This is a genomic window from Lentilactobacillus sp. SPB1-3 (genome assembly GCF_026913205.2).
Taxonomy (GTDB): domain Bacteria; phylum Bacillota; class Bacilli; order Lactobacillales; family Lactobacillaceae; genus Lentilactobacillus; species Lentilactobacillus terminaliae.
Genome location: NZ_CP168151.1, coordinates 488,815 through 504,818, shown reverse-complemented (window position 1 = coordinate 504,818; position 16,004 = coordinate 488,815). Strand labels below are relative to the sequence as shown.

The window sequence follows — 16,004 nt, the reverse complement described above, 5'->3', positions numbered from 1 at the left end:
ATGCCGATAAATTTAAGCGGCTTATTTGATTTCATAAGTATTAGAAACTTTGCCATTCGTCAATTGTTCAATTGCGATTGGCTTTTCGGGATCATGTTGTTTGTTGATCGTAATCTTTCCAGTAACTCCATCGAAATTCTTGATTTTGCTTAGCCCTTCAGCAATCTTGGTTGAATCAGCCGATTTTTCATCTTCAATTGCTTGTTTGATCATGTTAACTGAATCATAAGCAAGCGCTGAGAAAGTTGGTGCTTCTGTATGGTACTTTTTCTGGTAATCGGCCATGAACTTCTTGGCCACGGGATTACTTTCAGAAGCCTTTGTTGAAAATGGTGTTGTGTAATAGATCTTATTTGAATTCTGATTACCAGCAATTTGTGCCAGTTTAGGATCAGCCATTCCATCGGTACCGATAATTGGGACATTGATTCCTGCCTGACGAGCTTGTTTAATAATCAAACCAACTTCAGTGTAATAACCAGGAACATAGATTGCATCCACCTTTTTGTTTTTGAACGAAGTTAGAATGGCATTAAAGTCCTTGTCGCCTTCAGTGAATCCTTGCGTATCCACGACCTTGCCTTTAAAAGTATCTTTAAACGCCTTCTCCAAACCAGTTCCATAGTCGGTGGAATTATCGTATAAGATAGCTACTCTTCTAGCTTTCAAGTTGTTGTAAGTAAACTTGGCGCCAATCCCACCTTGGAAATTATTTTGATAACAGGCTCTAAATACATATGGTTGAACCTTGCCATTTTTTTGAAGTGTGAAATTGGGATCGGTTGCTGATGGGCTTACCGCCGGAACCGCAGCTTTTGTGATATTAGGAATTTGTGCAGTACCAGCATTGGTCGTTGCGGTACCCACGATTGCGTTGACTTTATCGTTGTTGACCAACTGAGTTGCAACTGAAGCAGATGTGTTAGTTGATGTCTTGTTATCTCTAACGATTAGCTTGAACTTTTGCTTTTTGCCATTGACGTTAACCCCGCCTACTTGATTGATTTCGTTAACTGCCATCTTGATTCCTTGATTCATTTGATTACCGTAGCCACCAGCTGCACCAGATAATTCCATATTTTCACCGATTTTGATGGTATTGTCTGTGACTGGGTTACCTTTGCTACTTGTTGTTGCAGTACTACACCCTGCAAAAATAACTGCGATTGCTGCTACTGAAGCGAAGTAAGTAATTTTTTTAACGGCCTTTTTCATGTGATCTTCCTACTTTCATTTTTTAATTTGGAAGCCCAATATCTTCCCTCCTTTGAATTTTGGGCAAGAAAAAAACCTCATTCTTTAACGAATGAGGTTTGGATATTTTCCAGCGAGCCCTCATCATTAAAGATGCAAAATAAGGGCTCAACTGTTTGATTAATTTAGGAATGTTACAATTCCCTAATCAAAGTCGGGTCCTTCATCTTTAATAATAAGGCTAAATCTTGGACTGCAGAGATTACCACAGGTTGATACTTATATGAATATGAATTGCGTTGATTATTAATAGTCATGTTGGTAACCTTCTCGTCTAAGATTTAATTGGATAGGCCAAGTATATGGATGTTCTAATTAAATGTCAATACTTTTAATAAAAGGCTTTTAGAATCTAATCATTAATAAAAAAGTCTACTATATATTGGTCCAGAAAAATTAATGGATACTGATATGTAAGCTAAGTAGCCTGGTTTTTAGTGACTTAATGATCTTCACGTATTCATTTATTTGATTAAAAATTGATAATTTGTTCAAAAATATTAATATAAACCTCTGAAACTCAACTTAATTTAGATAAAAAAAGAAAAATTTATTTATCACTCTTAATTCCCTTTAGAATCAAGGCTTTCCTGCTGGTTTTATTATTAAAATCATTTCAAAAAATCACCTTTTTTATTTTTCTCGCTTTACAAGTCAAAATTACTATGCTAAATTTTAACTTGTAAATTTGAAAACATTAAAAAACGCAAAGAAAGACGAGTAAGTTATTTCAACCTTCCAGTGAGTCGGGATTAGTGGAAACCTGATAAGTTCTTGAAATATCTGAAAAACACTTTCTAGTTTCTCTCTGAACCAGTCAGGAATGGCTTCAAGTAGGAGCAGACGTAAAACCGGAACGTTACCCTCGGTGGAGTATGTTAGTACTCTTATTGAGGTGGCTTATTTTAGATAAGCAACTTGGGTGGTACCGCGAAAAGTCTTTCGTCCCTTGGCTGGGGATGAAAGGCTTTTTTTGTTCCCAAAAAATAAAAAATAAAGGAGCACCACGTTATGCAATTAATTATTCCTACAGATTACGATCCTAAATTATCAGTTAAGACTACTCAAGAAGCTATCCGCTACATTCGAGAAACTTTCCAAGATGAATTTGGAAAACAAATGAACCTTTCTAGAGTATCTGCCCCAATGATGGTCAAAAAATCATCAGGATTGAACGACAACTTAAACGGTGTTGAAACTCCTGTTTCATTCACCATGAAAGAAATTCCTGGCGAAACTATTGAAATCGTCCACTCACTTGCTAAGTGGAAACGCTGGGCTTTGAAACGTTTCAACTTTGATATGCATACTGGACTTTACACTAACATGAACGCCATTCGTAAGGATGAGGATTTAGATAACGTCCACTCAATCTACGTTGATCAATGGGATTGGGAAAAAATCATTAAAAAAGAAGAACGTAACGAAGAAACTTTAAAGAGTACTGTTCGACAAATCTTCAAAGTCATCAAACATATGGAACACGAAGTTTGGTATAAATACCCCGAAGCAGTTCATCACTTACCAGATGAAATTCACTTCGTAACAACTCAAGAACTAGAAGATCGCTATCCTGATTTAGATCGTCAATCACGAGAAGATGCTATCTGTAAAGAACTTGGCTGTGTCTTCTTAATGAAGATTGGTGGACCTATGAAGAGTGGTAAGAAGCATGATGGTCGCGCACCTGACTATGATGACTGGGAATTAAACGGTGACATCTTGTTCTGGTACGAACCATTACAACGTTCACTTGAAGTTTCAAGTATGGGAATTCGTGTCAGTCCAGAATCAATGGCTAAACAGCTTAAAATGGCCGGCGCTGAAGATCGCTTAGAATTTCCATATCACAAAGCATTGATGAACAAAGAACTCCCTTACACCATCGGTGGTGGTATCGGCCAATCTCGTTTATGTATGTTACTACTTGGTAAGGCTCACGTCGGTGAAGTTCAAGCTAGTGTTTGGCCCGATGAAATGATCGAAAAATGTGAAGCTGCCGGAATTCATATTCTATAGGAGGAATTTTTTTGGAAACCATCAGAATCATCGATTCACCCAAACACGTTAACGAAACCGTTAGAATCGGTGTTTGGGTAACTAACAAGCGCAGTAGCGGAAAGATTGCCTTCCTTCAGCTCCGTGACGGAAGCGGATTTTTCCAAGGAGTTGTTTTAAAAAACAGCATCGACGAAGAAAAGTTCACTGAAGCAAAAGAACTTCGCCAAGAAACCAGTCTATATGTAACTGGTGAAATTCATGAAGATAGTCGTTCACACTTCGGATATGAAATTAAAATCACTGATTTTGAAGTCGTTGGTGAAAGTGAAGACTATCCCATCACTCCAAAAGAACATGGAATCGACTTTCTACTAGATCATCGCCACCTATGGTTAAGATCAAGTAAGCCGAACGCCATTATGAAGATTAGAAATGAAGTTTTGCATGCAGCAAACGAATTCTTTTACCAACAAGGATTCACCAAGTTTGATGCCCCTATTCTAACTGGTTCTGCTCCTGAAGGAACCACCGAATTATTCGAAACAGATTATTTCGGTAAAAATGCCTATCTTTCTCAAACCGGTCAGCTTTATGGTGAGGCTGGTGCCATGGCACTTGGTAAGATTTATACACTCGGACCAACTTTTAGAGCCGAAAAATCAAAAACTCGTCGTCATTTAACTGAGTTTTGGCAGTTGGAACCGGAAATGGCTTGGTGGCATCAAGACCAAAGTTTGGAACTGCAAGAACAAATGATTGCTTATCTGGTTCAGGCCGTAATTGATAATTGTCAGTCTGAATTAAAAATTTTGGATCGAGACGTTGAAGTCCTCAAGAAATACACTCAACTACCATACCCACGTATTTCTTATGACGATGCGATCGAACTACTACAAACTAACGGCTTTGATGTCAAATGGGGTATTGATTTTGGTTCACCCGAAGAAACTTTCTTGGCCAACCATTTCGACAAACCAGTATTCGTAATGAATTATCCAAAAGCTATCAAGGCATTTTATATGCAACCACACCCTACTAGAGACGATTTAGTAGTTTGTGCAGACCTACTAGCACCCGAAGGATACGGTGAAATCATTGGTGGTTCTGAACGTTCCGCCGACTATGATTACATCCTTGGTCGGTTAAAAGAAACTGGCCAAGACCTCAGTAACTATGAATGGTACCTTGATTTACTCAGGTATGGCGCAGTTCCTCATTCTGGATTTGGTATGGGACTTGAGAGATTCCTAACATGGATTACCCTCCAAGATCATTTGCGAGAAGTCATCCCATTCCCAAGAATGTTGAACCGTTTAAATCCATAATCAAACGTCGATTGTTAATCATAACAATCGACGTTTTTTTGTGTGGTAAAATTTAGGCAATCAATAAATTAGGAGGTAAATTATGAAAAATAAACTTACTACCGCCACTGCCGTTCTACATATTATCAGTGGCGTCTTACTAGCAACTGGTGGTACAACACTCTTCGCATCTGGAGTCGTTGAAGCCATCCAATCTAGAAGAAATAAATAAAGGCCCGCCGAATGGCAGGTCTTTTTTATTGATCAATATTTGAGGTTTGTTTGGCCAACTCTTCTTGGTAACGCTCATGAACTTTGGCATCCACTTGGGTTGTTCCTGGCATAAAGTGAATAGATTCAGTTCCAGCTTCAGCAGCTGATTGGTAGTACCACTTCTTCCATCGCAAGAAAGCCAAGTTAGTTTCCAGAACCTTGATTTGTTGTTCAAGTTGGGACTCTTGATCTTCCATAAAAGCCAACCGTTTATCAAGTGTTGAATCGCCTTCCATGCACCAGTCAATAAATTTGCCAATCTCTTTAATCTTAATTCCCGACATCTTTAAACAATTAATGACTTCAATGTAGCCTAAATCATCATCGGTAAACTGCCGTCTACCAGCGTCATCACGCTTGGCAAACGGTAATAATCCTTCTTTATCATAATAACGAATTGCATCAGCAGATACATTCATTTGCTTAGCAATATCGCCTACTGAATATTTTTTCATGATTGCTCCTTGACTTGGAGTTAACTCCAACTGATAGAATGCATTATATCATATCAAAGGAGAAATTATTATGACAAAACCATTAATCGTAATTACCGGTGCCAGCTCAGGATTTGGCGCCGAAATCGCTAAAATTTTCAACGCTGCTGGTTATCCTGAATTATTATTAGGCCGCCGAACAGAAAAAATTTCTGCTCTACCATTAAATTTTGATCAAGTAATGGTCGCATCAGTCGACGTTACCGAACAAGATCAGTTTAAAGATGCCATTGCTAAGGCAGAAGAAAAATTTGGACCAGTTGATCTACTAGTTAACAATGCCGGCGTAATGTTGTTAGGCAACGTTCAAAAGCAATCACCTAAGGAATGGCAACAAATGCTTGATACTAATGTAATGGGTGTTTTAAATGGTACCCAGATCGTTCTTCCTGGCATGGTAGCACGTGAACACGGAACTATCATCAACATGTCATCATTGGCAGGTAAGAAAACCTTTGTTAACCACGCTGCTTACGTTGCTTCTAAGTTTGGCGTGCATGGTTTGAGTGAAACTATTCGAGAAGAAGTCTCTGGTAACAATGTCCGAATTTCTTTAGTAGCTCCTGGTGCTGCAGAAACTGAATTATTAACTCATGTGACTGATGACAAAGCCTTGACTGATTATGAGGCTTGGAAGGACACTATGGGTGGAATTACCCTTGATCCTGTTCACGTTGCAGAATCAGTTAAATTCATTTACGATATGCCTCAAGAAGTTAACATTCGTGAAGTAGATATCGCCGCTACTCGTCAAGATTCATAATTCATAGGTAAATAAAAACTCCAAGTAGACAATCTACTTGGAGTTTTTGTATTGCATAATTTTACTTAACTGAATTGGTAACTGCTGTATTAACGGCTGATTTTTCAGCTTCCACTAAGTTGACTCTGGTCTCAATGATACGGATATCCATTTCGATTTCACGAGTTAAACCTGGAGTATTTAATTTTGGTTCAAAAAATTCTTTAAATTCGGCAAGTCTTTCAGGAGTTCTGAACACCCGTGAAGTTACTGTAATGTAAGTGGCAAATTCCATGTCACCACCAACAGTATCTTCCAACCACTGCCAGTCGCTTCTGATCCAATCCCAAGCGGCTTGTTGGCCGTCATCGTTTGATAAGACGCCAGCATACCAACCACGAAGATCTTGAGGCTTAATAGTTTCTGCGTCTTCAAACTTACTAATTAACTTAGCAATTAACTTTTGATCTGAAGTACTAGTCAATGCAGCTCTGATATCTGCCTTGTAGCTTGCATCTGAAGTTTGCACATATGTGTTTAGTAACTCATCAAATAATGATTCACTGCCATAGTTTTTAACTTCATTTCTCAATACAAAGGCCCGAACATCAGCTGGCAAAGTATCTAACTGACTACGATTATCTGCAAACAGCTTGTGCGCAGTTTCAATTGAATCGGCATTCTTAGCGTACAATGACGCACTCAAAACATATGGTCGAGTCAATTGATCATCATTAGACTCCCCAGCTTTTAATTGCCAACCTAGGCGAGCAACTTGCTTGTTGCTTAATTTATCGTATAACTTACGCAAAGTATCCTCTTCGGCAGAACCCGGAGTCACGAACTTACGTAAATCGCCGGCAATTGAGTACAAGATTGCATTAACGATATTAGACTTGCTATCAGCAAAATTACCTAGCAATGGCACGATGCTTGCATATGAAATTTGGCGACCTTCAGCTAATAAACGTAAGTCTTGTAATACTTGGAGTTGGTCAATTGGGGCCAACTCGGTAACACTAGCCAAAATATCATTTAACAATGTTTCATCGTACTTCACGATAAAGTGAGAATTGTTGCCAACGTTAACTCTGAATGGTTTACCATTTTGTTGACGAAGTTCTTCATAATTGCCAAGATTAATTGTCTTATCGGCAAAAATTTCAGGAGCAACTTCGTAATTACTATTAAGTGGAATTTGCCATTGTCGGTCTGCTTCTTTACCTTCACCAATAAAGAATTGTTGTTGAGAAATAATTAAATCGCCGTTTTCGACTTTTGCTTCAACAACTGGGTATCCAGGTTGTTCAAGCCATGAGTTCATAATACTACCAACGTCTAATCCAGAAGCATCCCCAAGTGCTGACCATAGATCAGCCCCCTTAGCGTTATCGAATTTATGAGCAGCAAAGTAGTTCTTCAAACCTTTTCTTAGGTTATCATCGCCTAATAATGCGCGGACCATAACCAACATTCTGGCACCCTTAGCATAAACAATTGCTGAATCAAACAAAGCATCAATTTCTGCTGGATTATTAACTTCCACGTGAACTGGTTGAACACCATCAGTAGCGTCACGTTGCAATGCCATTGGGGCATCTGAAGTTTGGAATAATTCCCAAATGTGCCAATCAGGTTCAATTGCATCAATTGAAACATATTCCATCATGTTAGCAAAACTTTCATTCAACCATAGATCATCCCACCACTTCATAGTTACTAAATCACCGAACCATTGGTGAGCAAGTTCGTGAGCAATCACAGTTGCAACCACTTGTTTAGTCTCTAGAGATGTGTTGTCAGGGTCTAGTAATAGGTAAGCTTCTCGGTAAGTTACTAAGCCCCAGTTTTCCATGGCGCCAGCTGAGAAGTCAGGTAATGCTAATTGCCATGAATGTGGTAGTGGATATGGTGTTTGATAGAAGTCTTCATAAAATTCAATTGACCGTTTGGCGATATCTAAGGCAAAGTCTAGTTCATTTGCTTTATGTGCTTTTGTACCAAATACGCCAACCTTAACTCCGCTCTTAGTAGTCGTTGTTTTACTTTGTAAATCACCAAAAGCAAATGCAATTAGATAAGTTGACATTCTAACTGTGGTATCAAAGTAATGAACACCATTTTCTTCTTTGACTTCAGGCATATTAGCCAAAATTGTTTCCCCAGGTTGTTCATCAAACCTAATTGCTAGGTCAAAAGTGGCCTTGGCTTCTGGTTCATCAACTGAAGGAAAGGCTTGACGAGCAAATGTAGTTTCAAACTGAGTACCGATAATTTGTTTCTTTTGACCATCAACTTCATAGTATGAAGGATAAATCCCCATCATACTGTCAGTCAATTTGGCACTATAAGAAATTGTAACCTTAATATCACCGGTTTTACCAGCTTCAACGTAAAATGCATCGTTGTCATCATCCTTGGTGAATTGAACGCTCTTGCCATCGACTTGGACTTCTTCGATGTTTAGAAATTTTTGGTGAATCGAAATTTTTTCTGATTTAGCTTCCCCGGCAATTGTAGTTTTACCACTAAATTGTTTTTGTCCCCGGTTAATGTCTAAATAAATGTCGTAATGTTCTGGTTGGAATGTCTCATAAAAATGGGTTATTGCAGTCATGAGTATCTCCTTAGCTTTATTAGAATTACCCTCATTATACCAACATTTCATCACAGTGCTAAACTTTAGGCCAATTTCATCGCTAATCTTTCATTAAAATACTCCTCATTATTAATATATCTTGCTAGTCTGCTATGATATTAGTGAAGACCAGTAAATGGAGGAAATAACGTGAAAAAAGCCGACTGTGTTTTTTGTCAACGCACCAACATTCCCATTGTGTTAGAAAATGACTTGGCGGTCGCATTCTGGGATATTCATCCTGTCAGAACGGGACATCTTTTAGTCGTGGTCAAAGACCATAAACAAGATTATTTTGAACTTGAGCAATCAGAATTAATTGCCATGGATGACTTAATTCGACAAGGTAAACAATTGATCGATCAAAAGTATTCACCTACAGGTTACAACATTGGCATCAACGTGGGCGAAGATGCTGGACAAACTGTCATGCATTGTCATTTTCATCTGATTCCGAGATACCCAGGTGATGTGAAGGACCCTGCTGGTGGCATTCGCAATATGTTGCCACGAGCCGTCAAAAAATTAAGAAACGCTAAACATCGCCTGTTTTAAGGTTCCCTTAACCCACGTCCGCTATTCTAATTACAATACAAAAAGGAAAGCGGGTGTTTGAGATGTCAGTTCTACTAGATGATAAGAAAATCTCGAAAAACATTGTGGCTGGACAACCAGTTAAAGTATTTTATCCATTTGTAATCGTCAAAACAGAGAACGGCAAGATGTTAAAAATTAACCTATCCAATAAAGAAAAAAGTGACTCACTGTTTTGGGATGTTATGCAACGAATTGCAGAATCTAAAGTTTGGATTCCCATCGGCAAACATTACCACCAAATATTAGATAATGGCTGGGAAGCAACGGCTGATCCAGTATAAAAACAAGCAAGGAGCTCCGCAAAATGCGGGCTCCTTTTTATATTGATTATCTAATTATTTGGCGGGTTCAACTGGTAAGTTCATTCCTTTCCAGCCTTCCAAGGCACCAGCTAGTTCAAACGCTTTAAAATTGTGGGTAAGTAAAATCAGTAACGCATTTTTTCCTAATGTGGTCCCACCAGTCCAATCGTATACTACATAAGTCTTCTCAGGATTCAGTTCATCAAGATGGTCAGCAATGTCCTTTGCCGCCATAGGTACAGCACCTTTTATTTGGTCACCTTTAACTTGCTTAGGAGCATTCCTAACATCCAAAACCACAATATCTGAATCATCAGGATTCTTAAGACTTTCTAGTACCTTAAAATGATCGATATATAGGATTAAGTATGTTTCTAATAGTTCGATTTTTTTAGTTTCCATGGTTTTCATTCTCCTTATTCACCAGTAGCTTCTGTAAGAGTTGACTAAACATAATTTGTTCATCATTAGTTAGTCGGCTAAACAATTCGTTTACAAAATTGAAATTCGCAGGCAAAAAATCATCTAACAATTCGTTACCATACTGAGTGATTCTAACAACTGAGCTTCTTTGGTCGATTGGTGAAGCCAACTTTTCAATCATATTGTCGCCAGCCATTCCCCTAATCAACTTGCTGGCCGTGGCCTTAGTCGACGACAACTTTTGAGCGATCATCGATGGACTTAAGCCGTGATCACCTGCTCGTCGTAAAAACATCAAAATCAAAAAACGTGATTCTGATAAATGATGAGACTGCAACAAATCAGAGTATGCTTTATCTATTTCACTATATACTTGTTGAAAGGTAATAAACGATAATACATTGTCAGGTTCACTATTTGCGACCTGTTGGTTCATTTCTCTTATTCTCTGGATACTAGGGACATCCGAAAAATCATACGGTTCCATATATGCACCTCACATTTTAATTAGCCGGCTAACTAAATATAACACTGTTCTTTTCAAGAGGCAAGATAAACATCAAATAATTTAAATCGTTTCTGACTTTATTTCAGAAACCAATTAATTAGTATTGACAACTACAAAATGCGGTTTAGAATACTACATAATAATTAAAATGAGATTCAGGAGATGCCTTATGCAACCTAAAATTGGATTATTAGTAGACTCAGCCTTAGATATTCCCGAAGAAGTATCGATTCAAGACAATGTTGAAATCGTACCATTGATTGTAACTGTTAAGGATTCAGAATATTATGACCGCGAAACTATCACCCCTGACGAAATTTACAATTGGATGAATCAAGATGTAATCCCCAAGACAGCAAGTCCGACAATTGAGCTAGTCGCCAAATCAATTGATAAGTTAATTGCCAAAGGTTTTCAAGAAATTATCGCCATCACAATTTCCGGTGGTCTTTCCGTTACTAATAATGTTTTTAAACAAGCTGCTAAACTATATCCCGATGTCAAGACTGACGTCATCGACTCAAAAAACATTGGTGCTGGTGGCGGTTTAATCGCCACTTATGCCGAAGATTTAATCGTTTCGTTAACTCCGTTCGAAGAAATCGTTGATTCTGTGACACATTCTGTAGAACGAAGTCGGGTATATTTTTACATTCCATCATTAAAATATTTACGACTTGGTGGTAGAATTGGACGAGTAGCAGGAATGGTTGGAACAGCATTAAGCATTAAGCCGATCATTTCTTGTAACCCAGAAGGAATCTATTATCCAGTTGCGAAAGTTCGCTCAGAGAAAAAAGCAATTGATAAGTTGATCAACTTGGCATTAGCAGATGTTCAGGGTCATGACCACGTCAGGATGGCAGTGGCTCAAGGAAACGATCTCGATCTAATGCAACAAGTCACCGACACGATTCATTCTAAGCTACCGACCCAATTTGTTTATAATGGTGATGTTTCTCCTGCCCTTGGTGTTCATACCGGCCCCGGACTAGTGGGAATTGCTGTTCAAATTGATTAACTTTTAAAGGGGCGATGCTTGGTGTCAAATAATAATTCACAGACACCCAACTTACCAAAATGGCACGAATTGCCTAATTTCAGTCTGCACTTAGACCAAGTCATTAGCATTACCAACACATACGTGGAACCGATTATTGGTGAAAAGCTTACCAAAACGATGATGCATAACTACTTCAAATCAGGAGTTTTAGAGTCTCCACAGGGTAAGCTTCATACTCAAATGCAGTTAGCTGGAGCCATAATCGTGGACTTGTTAAAGAAGATTTTTACTTTAACTGAAATTAAGGCTGGCCTAAAGATTATGCTGGCGGATACTTCTCCTCAAGTTGCTTATGATACATTTGTTGATATTTTTAATGAGCAAGCCAGCCGAGAATCACTCAGTTCAAAGGCGCTAACTAACATTGATATCGAAGCTGCCACCCCAATTATTCAAATGGAGTATGCAGCGGTTGAATCTATCTTATTTTGGGTCGATTCGCGTAAGATTCTATACGAAAATATTGAGTCAAAAAAATAAGGAACATCCAGTAAATGGATGTTCCTTATTTTTTATATCAATCCTTGTACCAAACCTGCAAAAATTGTGACGATCAACAAATCTGCTGACCCTCCTAAACTAAGGTTTTGCTTGGCAAATTCGTCATCCAAAGATTCTAAAAATGCCATTCCTTCAACGGTATTTGCACCACCCAGCTCAAAGTAATGCGTAACTTGTTCGTGTGCCCATGGGATAATATCTGTTGTCCCAGCACGTTTTACCAAATTGGTATCAGTAGTTTGACCTACAATTGCCATCAAGGTATCAAGCAAACGAACATTTTTATTTCCCTTAGACATTGCTAATCTTGGCAAAGCAATGTCTGTAACCGTTGGATATCCGGCTTCTGCTTCACCTCGAATACCCGTAATACCATACTTTAAGTATTCTCGTTCACCAGCGGTTAATTCGGACTCTGGCTTTGAGTCAATGCCATCAAAATCATGTTTAGTAAGACCCTTCAACATTTTTTTGACTACTGTAAATGGATCGGTTTCTTCATGATTTTGCACGTATGCCGTCGCCGTGACTAAAATTCCAAGTGAGAACACAGCGCCCTTATGAGTATTAATGCCCTTTGTGGCCGCGAACATTGATTTTTCTGCCTTGATTCCGATTGGCCTGATTTGCTGAAACAACTCAATTAGTGATGGTTTGTCAAATGTCCACCCCACCTCCACACATTCTTGGAAGTATGTCATCAAGCTGATTGAGCTATCTATGAAAGTGAACATATCCATATCTAAGTGAGAACCATTAGTTACCGGATCAACTAATCCTGGTTTAGGATGAATGCTAACCTCATATAATAGTGCCCGCATTGCGTCTTCGACCAAACGCTGCTTGTCGACCTGGTTATTAATCATTAATTTAAAACTCACTTTCTACTAAGGTTGAAATAGCTAACTGGAGCTCTTCTACGCTATGCCGTCTTGATCTAGCACATTCTTTGGCTGGACGATCACAAATAAAGCACTTACGAACTGGCAGTTCTAAAGCCGTTCTCGAAATAGATGCGTCTTTGTGATGACCTAACACATCCACATCAAATATTCGGCCAAATTTATCTTTATCTTCAAACTGCACTGCTAACCGCTTCACGACTAGTTGAGTATCTGAAACTAATAAAAATGCTTCATTACCAGTATCCTTATTCCACTCTTCATTCAATGTATATTGAATGTCATTATCTTTAAGCAATTGCAGAAATGTTGCCATACCAGCATCAAACAGTTGCTTTATTTTTGAATTATTTTTAATTGGTCCTGGAATATTTAATTTAATTGCTACCACGGTCATCTCAGGATTATCGGCAAGTAGCTGATGCTGTTTTTCAACCCGAGCATCCCGATTGGCCAACACGTCTTCTATTTCTTGTTGATTGCCATCAATAAAGATATTTTGCATGCTTACTCCTATTGAATAAAAAGCATCGTAATTAATTACGATGCTTTTTATTATTAATCTTTAACTTCTTTAATTGTATCAATAATTGATCCATCACGGTATTCAATCATTGCAACAGTACGATCAGTAAATTGTAATGGTTCTGGCTTACCAACACGTTTTTCAGCCATTGCTTGAAGTTCTTCAATGTCAAATACTGGCACACCTGGAATATTAGCTAAGGCTTCCTTCAAATCAGTTCTCTTAGGATTAATAGCAATACCATATTCAGTTACAAGTACGTCAACTGAATCACCCGGAGTTACTACAGTAGTAACGTCAGGTACGATGGTTGCAATACGGCCACGAACTAATGGAGCTGAAATAATAGTTAATTTAGCGGTCGCAGCATCTTGGTGACCACCAATAGCTCCACGGATAACTCCATCAGAACCAGACATAACGTTAACGTTAAATTTGGTATCAATTTCCAAAGCACTTAAGATAACAACGTCTAATTGATCAACCATTGCTCCCTTGTTGTCTGGATCTGCATACCATGATGCGTCGATTTCTTGTTGATTAGGATTTGTGTGCATTGAATCAGCGGCACCCTTATCAAAGTCTTGAACATCCATAACTTTTTCTACTAAGCCTTCATTTAATAAATCAACGGTTGGCTTAGTAATCCCACCTAAAGCAAAAGATGCCTTGATTTGGTTATCGATCATTGCCTGACGAAGATAACGGGTAACAGCTAATGCAGCACCACCAGAACCAGTTTGGAATGAGAATCCATCCTTAAAGTAAGGTGAATTAACAATAACATTATTAACTGTTTCAGCAATCTTTAATTCTTTAGGATCCTTGGTGAATCTAGTAGCACCGGAACCAATCTTTTCTGGATCACCAACTTGATCAACCTTAACAACGTAGTCAACTTGGGTTTGTTTAATTGATGCTGGTGTGTTGGGATATTCAGCAATGTTATCAGTCAATAGGACAACTGAGTCAGCGTATTGAGCATCCATTAATGCATATCCAAGTGAACCAAAGACTGCGTTACCATTCATTCCGTTAGCATTTCCTAATTTATCAGCATTAGGAACACCTAAGAAAGCCACGTCAATTTTGATATCACCATGTTCAATGGCACGGGCACGGTTACCATGTGAACGGAAAATCACTGGATTCTTTAAACCACCGTGAGAAACGAAGTCTCCCAAAGAACCACGCATCCCTGAACTAGTGATGTTGGTAATTGTACCAGCTTTAATTGCTTCGATAACAATATCATTCATAACACCAGTTAATGATGATGGTGCTAAAGTTAAATCTTGAATACCAGCGTCAATGATTGCACGCATAACCATGTTAAATACAAAGTCACCATTTCTAAAGTGGTGATGAAATGAGATTGTCATTCCATCTTTAACTGTCTTCTTAACAACATCTTCAATAGAGTTAACAACCTTATCATTTCCAGTAGTTACATGAACTTTGGGTGCTACTCGTTGAATATCAGGATTGCCAATCTCAGTAGATTCAAATCCCTTGTAGTTTAAGTCATTCATAATATCGTCTGGTAATTCTCGATTTACACTATTTTTCAATGTAATTGCCCTCCTCGTCAACTAGGTTTGAAGCCTTTGCAAGTCTCATTACACGTTCAGCACGCAATACAACAGGGCGGTCAACCATTTGACCATTCATAGAAATAACTCCTGAGCCCTTGATTCTTGCTTCTTCAATCGCATTAATAACATTCTTAGCATTTTCAATTTCTTTTTGGGTTGGTTCATAAACACTGTTAACCATTGCAATTTGGCGAGGGTTAACTAATGATTTACCGTCAAAACCAAGTTGGTGAATGTATTGTGTTTCACGGAAGAATCCTTCAGTGTCATCCATATTAGTAAAGACAGTATCAAATGCAGCAATACCTGCAGCACGAGCAGCATGCAATACCATGTTTCTTGCAAATTGTAGTTCAGCACCATCAGGATAACGGTGAGTCTTCATATCAGTCGTATAATCTTCAGCAGAAAGAGCAACACCGATCATACGGTCAGAAGCAGCAGCAATCTCAGGTGCATTAAGAACTCCCTTGGCACTTTCAATAGCAGCCATAACATGAGTTGAACCTTCTTCACGACCAAATTGCTTTTCAGCAGCTGCAACATCAGCAACCAATGTTTTGATCATGTCAGCAGATTCAGCTTTAGGTAAACGAATAACATCGATACCAGCTTTAACCATTGCTTTAACATCGTTAGCGTAATAAGGAGTGTCCAGTCCATTTACTCGGACAACTAATTCCGCGTTGCCATAATCTTGTGATTGTAATGCTTCATATACTAAGTCTCTAGCAGCATCTTTTTCACTCATTGAAACAGCGTCTTCCAAATCAAACATGATTGAATCGGCACCATAGATTCCAGCATCTTTCACCATTGCTGGGTTATTACCAGGGACAAACATCATTGTCCGACGTAAACGATCGTCATTGTTAGCCATC

At 38.6% G+C, this 16,004-nt stretch carries 18 protein-coding genes and 1 other annotated feature; of the genes, 8 read left to right on the top strand and 10 right to left on the bottom strand.

The window, feature by feature from the left end:
- Positions 1-21: 21 nt before the first annotated feature.
- Positions 22-1,215, bottom strand: coding sequence for an ABC transporter substrate-binding protein (locus O0236_RS02380; RefSeq protein WP_268912584.1), 1,194 nt, complete (start codon positions 1,213-1,215; stop codon positions 22-24).
- Positions 1,216-1,388: 173 nt separating this feature from the next.
- Positions 1,389-1,511: a hypothetical protein gene (locus O0236_RS02375; RefSeq protein WP_268912582.1), complete on the bottom strand. Its 123-nt coding sequence runs from the start codon at positions 1,509-1,511 to the stop codon at positions 1,389-1,391.
- A 441-nt stretch (positions 1,512-1,952) separates the two neighbouring features.
- Positions 1,953-2,207: a binding site (T-box leader), on the top strand.
- Between the two features lie 58 nt (positions 2,208-2,265).
- Here O0236_RS02375 and asnA point away from each other — a divergent pair.
- From asnA to O0236_RS02360, 3 genes are all read left to right on the top strand, one after another.
- Positions 2,266-3,273: an aspartate--ammonia ligase gene (gene asnA / locus O0236_RS02370; protein WP_268912581.1), complete on the top strand. Its 1,008-nt coding sequence runs from the start codon at positions 2,266-2,268 to the stop codon at positions 3,271-3,273.
- A gap of 11 nt (positions 3,274-3,284) precedes the next feature.
- On the top strand, positions 3,285-4,580 hold the full coding sequence (asnS, locus tag O0236_RS02365; protein WP_268912580.1) for an asparagine--tRNA ligase: 1,296 nt from the start codon (positions 3,285-3,287) through the stop codon (positions 4,578-4,580).
- Positions 4,581-4,662: 82 nt separating this feature from the next.
- Positions 4,663-4,791: a hypothetical protein gene (locus O0236_RS02360; RefSeq protein WP_268912579.1), complete on the top strand. Its 129-nt coding sequence runs from the start codon at positions 4,663-4,665 to the stop codon at positions 4,789-4,791.
- A 25-nt stretch (positions 4,792-4,816) separates the two neighbouring features.
- On the opposite strand, the gene O0236_RS02355 is transcribed toward O0236_RS02360, so the two are convergent.
- On the bottom strand, positions 4,817-5,287 hold the full coding sequence (locus O0236_RS02355) for a MerR family transcriptional regulator (RefSeq protein WP_268912578.1): 471 nt from the start codon (positions 5,285-5,287) through the stop codon (positions 4,817-4,819).
- A 70-nt stretch (positions 5,288-5,357) separates the two neighbouring features.
- On the opposite strand from O0236_RS02355, the gene O0236_RS02350 reads away from it, so the two are divergent.
- Positions 5,358-6,089 (top strand): SDR family oxidoreductase, encoded by a 732-nt coding sequence (locus O0236_RS02350; RefSeq protein WP_268912577.1) that lies wholly within the window; start codon positions 5,358-5,360, stop codon positions 6,087-6,089.
- 61 nt (positions 6,090-6,150) lie between these two features.
- Here O0236_RS02350 and O0236_RS02345 read toward each other — a convergent pair whose 3' ends face one another.
- Entirely contained in the window at positions 6,151-8,685 is a 2,535-nt protein-coding gene (locus tag O0236_RS02345; protein ID WP_268912576.1) for a M1 family metallopeptidase, read from the bottom strand.
- Positions 8,686-8,856: 171 nt separating this feature from the next.
- Between O0236_RS02345 and O0236_RS02340 the strand changes: the two genes are divergently transcribed.
- Together O0236_RS02340 and O0236_RS02335 are read left to right on the top strand one after the other, a co-directional pair.
- Positions 8,857-9,261, top strand: a complete 405-nt coding sequence (locus O0236_RS02340; protein ID WP_268912575.1) for an HIT family protein — start codon at positions 8,857-8,859, stop codon at positions 9,259-9,261.
- A 62-nt stretch (positions 9,262-9,323) separates the two neighbouring features.
- Complete coding sequence (locus O0236_RS02335; RefSeq protein WP_268912574.1) at positions 9,324-9,584, top strand: hypothetical protein; 261 nt, start codon at positions 9,324-9,326, stop codon at positions 9,582-9,584.
- Positions 9,585-9,638: 54 nt separating this feature from the next.
- Here the strand turns inward: O0236_RS02335 and O0236_RS02330 are convergent, their stop codons facing one another.
- Together O0236_RS02330 and O0236_RS02325 are read right to left on the bottom strand one after the other, a co-directional pair.
- Positions 9,639-10,007, bottom strand: coding sequence for a rhodanese-like domain-containing protein (locus tag O0236_RS02330; RefSeq protein ID WP_268912573.1), 369 nt, complete (start codon positions 10,005-10,007; stop codon positions 9,639-9,641).
- Positions 9,997-10,515: a MarR family winged helix-turn-helix transcriptional regulator gene (locus tag O0236_RS02325; protein ID WP_268912572.1), complete on the bottom strand. Its 519-nt coding sequence runs from the start codon at positions 10,513-10,515 to the stop codon at positions 9,997-9,999. Before O0236_RS02325 ends, O0236_RS02330 begins: the two co-directional genes overlap by 11 nt.
- A 190-nt stretch (positions 10,516-10,705) precedes the next feature.
- Between O0236_RS02325 and O0236_RS02320 the strand changes: the two genes are divergently transcribed.
- Complete coding sequence (locus O0236_RS02320) at positions 10,706-11,557, top strand: DegV family protein (RefSeq protein WP_268912571.1); 852 nt, start codon at positions 10,706-10,708, stop codon at positions 11,555-11,557.
- A 21-nt stretch (positions 11,558-11,578) separates the two neighbouring features.
- A complete protein-coding gene (locus O0236_RS02315; RefSeq protein ID WP_268912570.1) occupies positions 11,579-12,079 on the top strand; it encodes a DUF1836 domain-containing protein in 501 nt (166 codons plus the stop codon).
- Between the two features lie 32 nt (positions 12,080-12,111).
- On the opposite strand, the gene citG is transcribed toward O0236_RS02315, so the two are convergent.
- From citG to citE, 4 genes are read right to left on the bottom strand one after another with little or no spacing between them, the layout of a single operon-like run.
- Positions 12,112-12,966, bottom strand: coding sequence for a triphosphoribosyl-dephospho-CoA synthase CitG (gene citG / locus O0236_RS02310; RefSeq protein ID WP_268912569.1), 855 nt, complete (start codon positions 12,964-12,966; stop codon positions 12,112-12,114).
- 4 nt (positions 12,967-12,970) lie between these two features.
- A complete protein-coding gene (gene citX / locus O0236_RS02305; protein ID WP_268912568.1) occupies positions 12,971-13,507 on the bottom strand; it encodes a citrate lyase holo-[acyl-carrier protein] synthase in 537 nt (178 codons plus the stop codon).
- Positions 13,508-13,560: 53 nt separating this feature from the next.
- A complete protein-coding gene (gene citF, locus O0236_RS02300; protein WP_268912567.1) occupies positions 13,561-15,099 on the bottom strand; it encodes a citrate lyase subunit alpha in 1,539 nt (512 codons plus the stop codon).
- The gene (gene citE, locus O0236_RS02295) at positions 15,089-16,003 is read right to left on the bottom strand and encodes a citrate (pro-3S)-lyase subunit beta (protein WP_268912566.1); all 915 of its coding nucleotides are present in this window, start codon (positions 16,001-16,003) and stop codon (positions 15,089-15,091) included. Before citE ends, citF begins: the two co-directional genes overlap by 11 nt.
- Position 16,004: the final 1 nt, after the last annotated feature.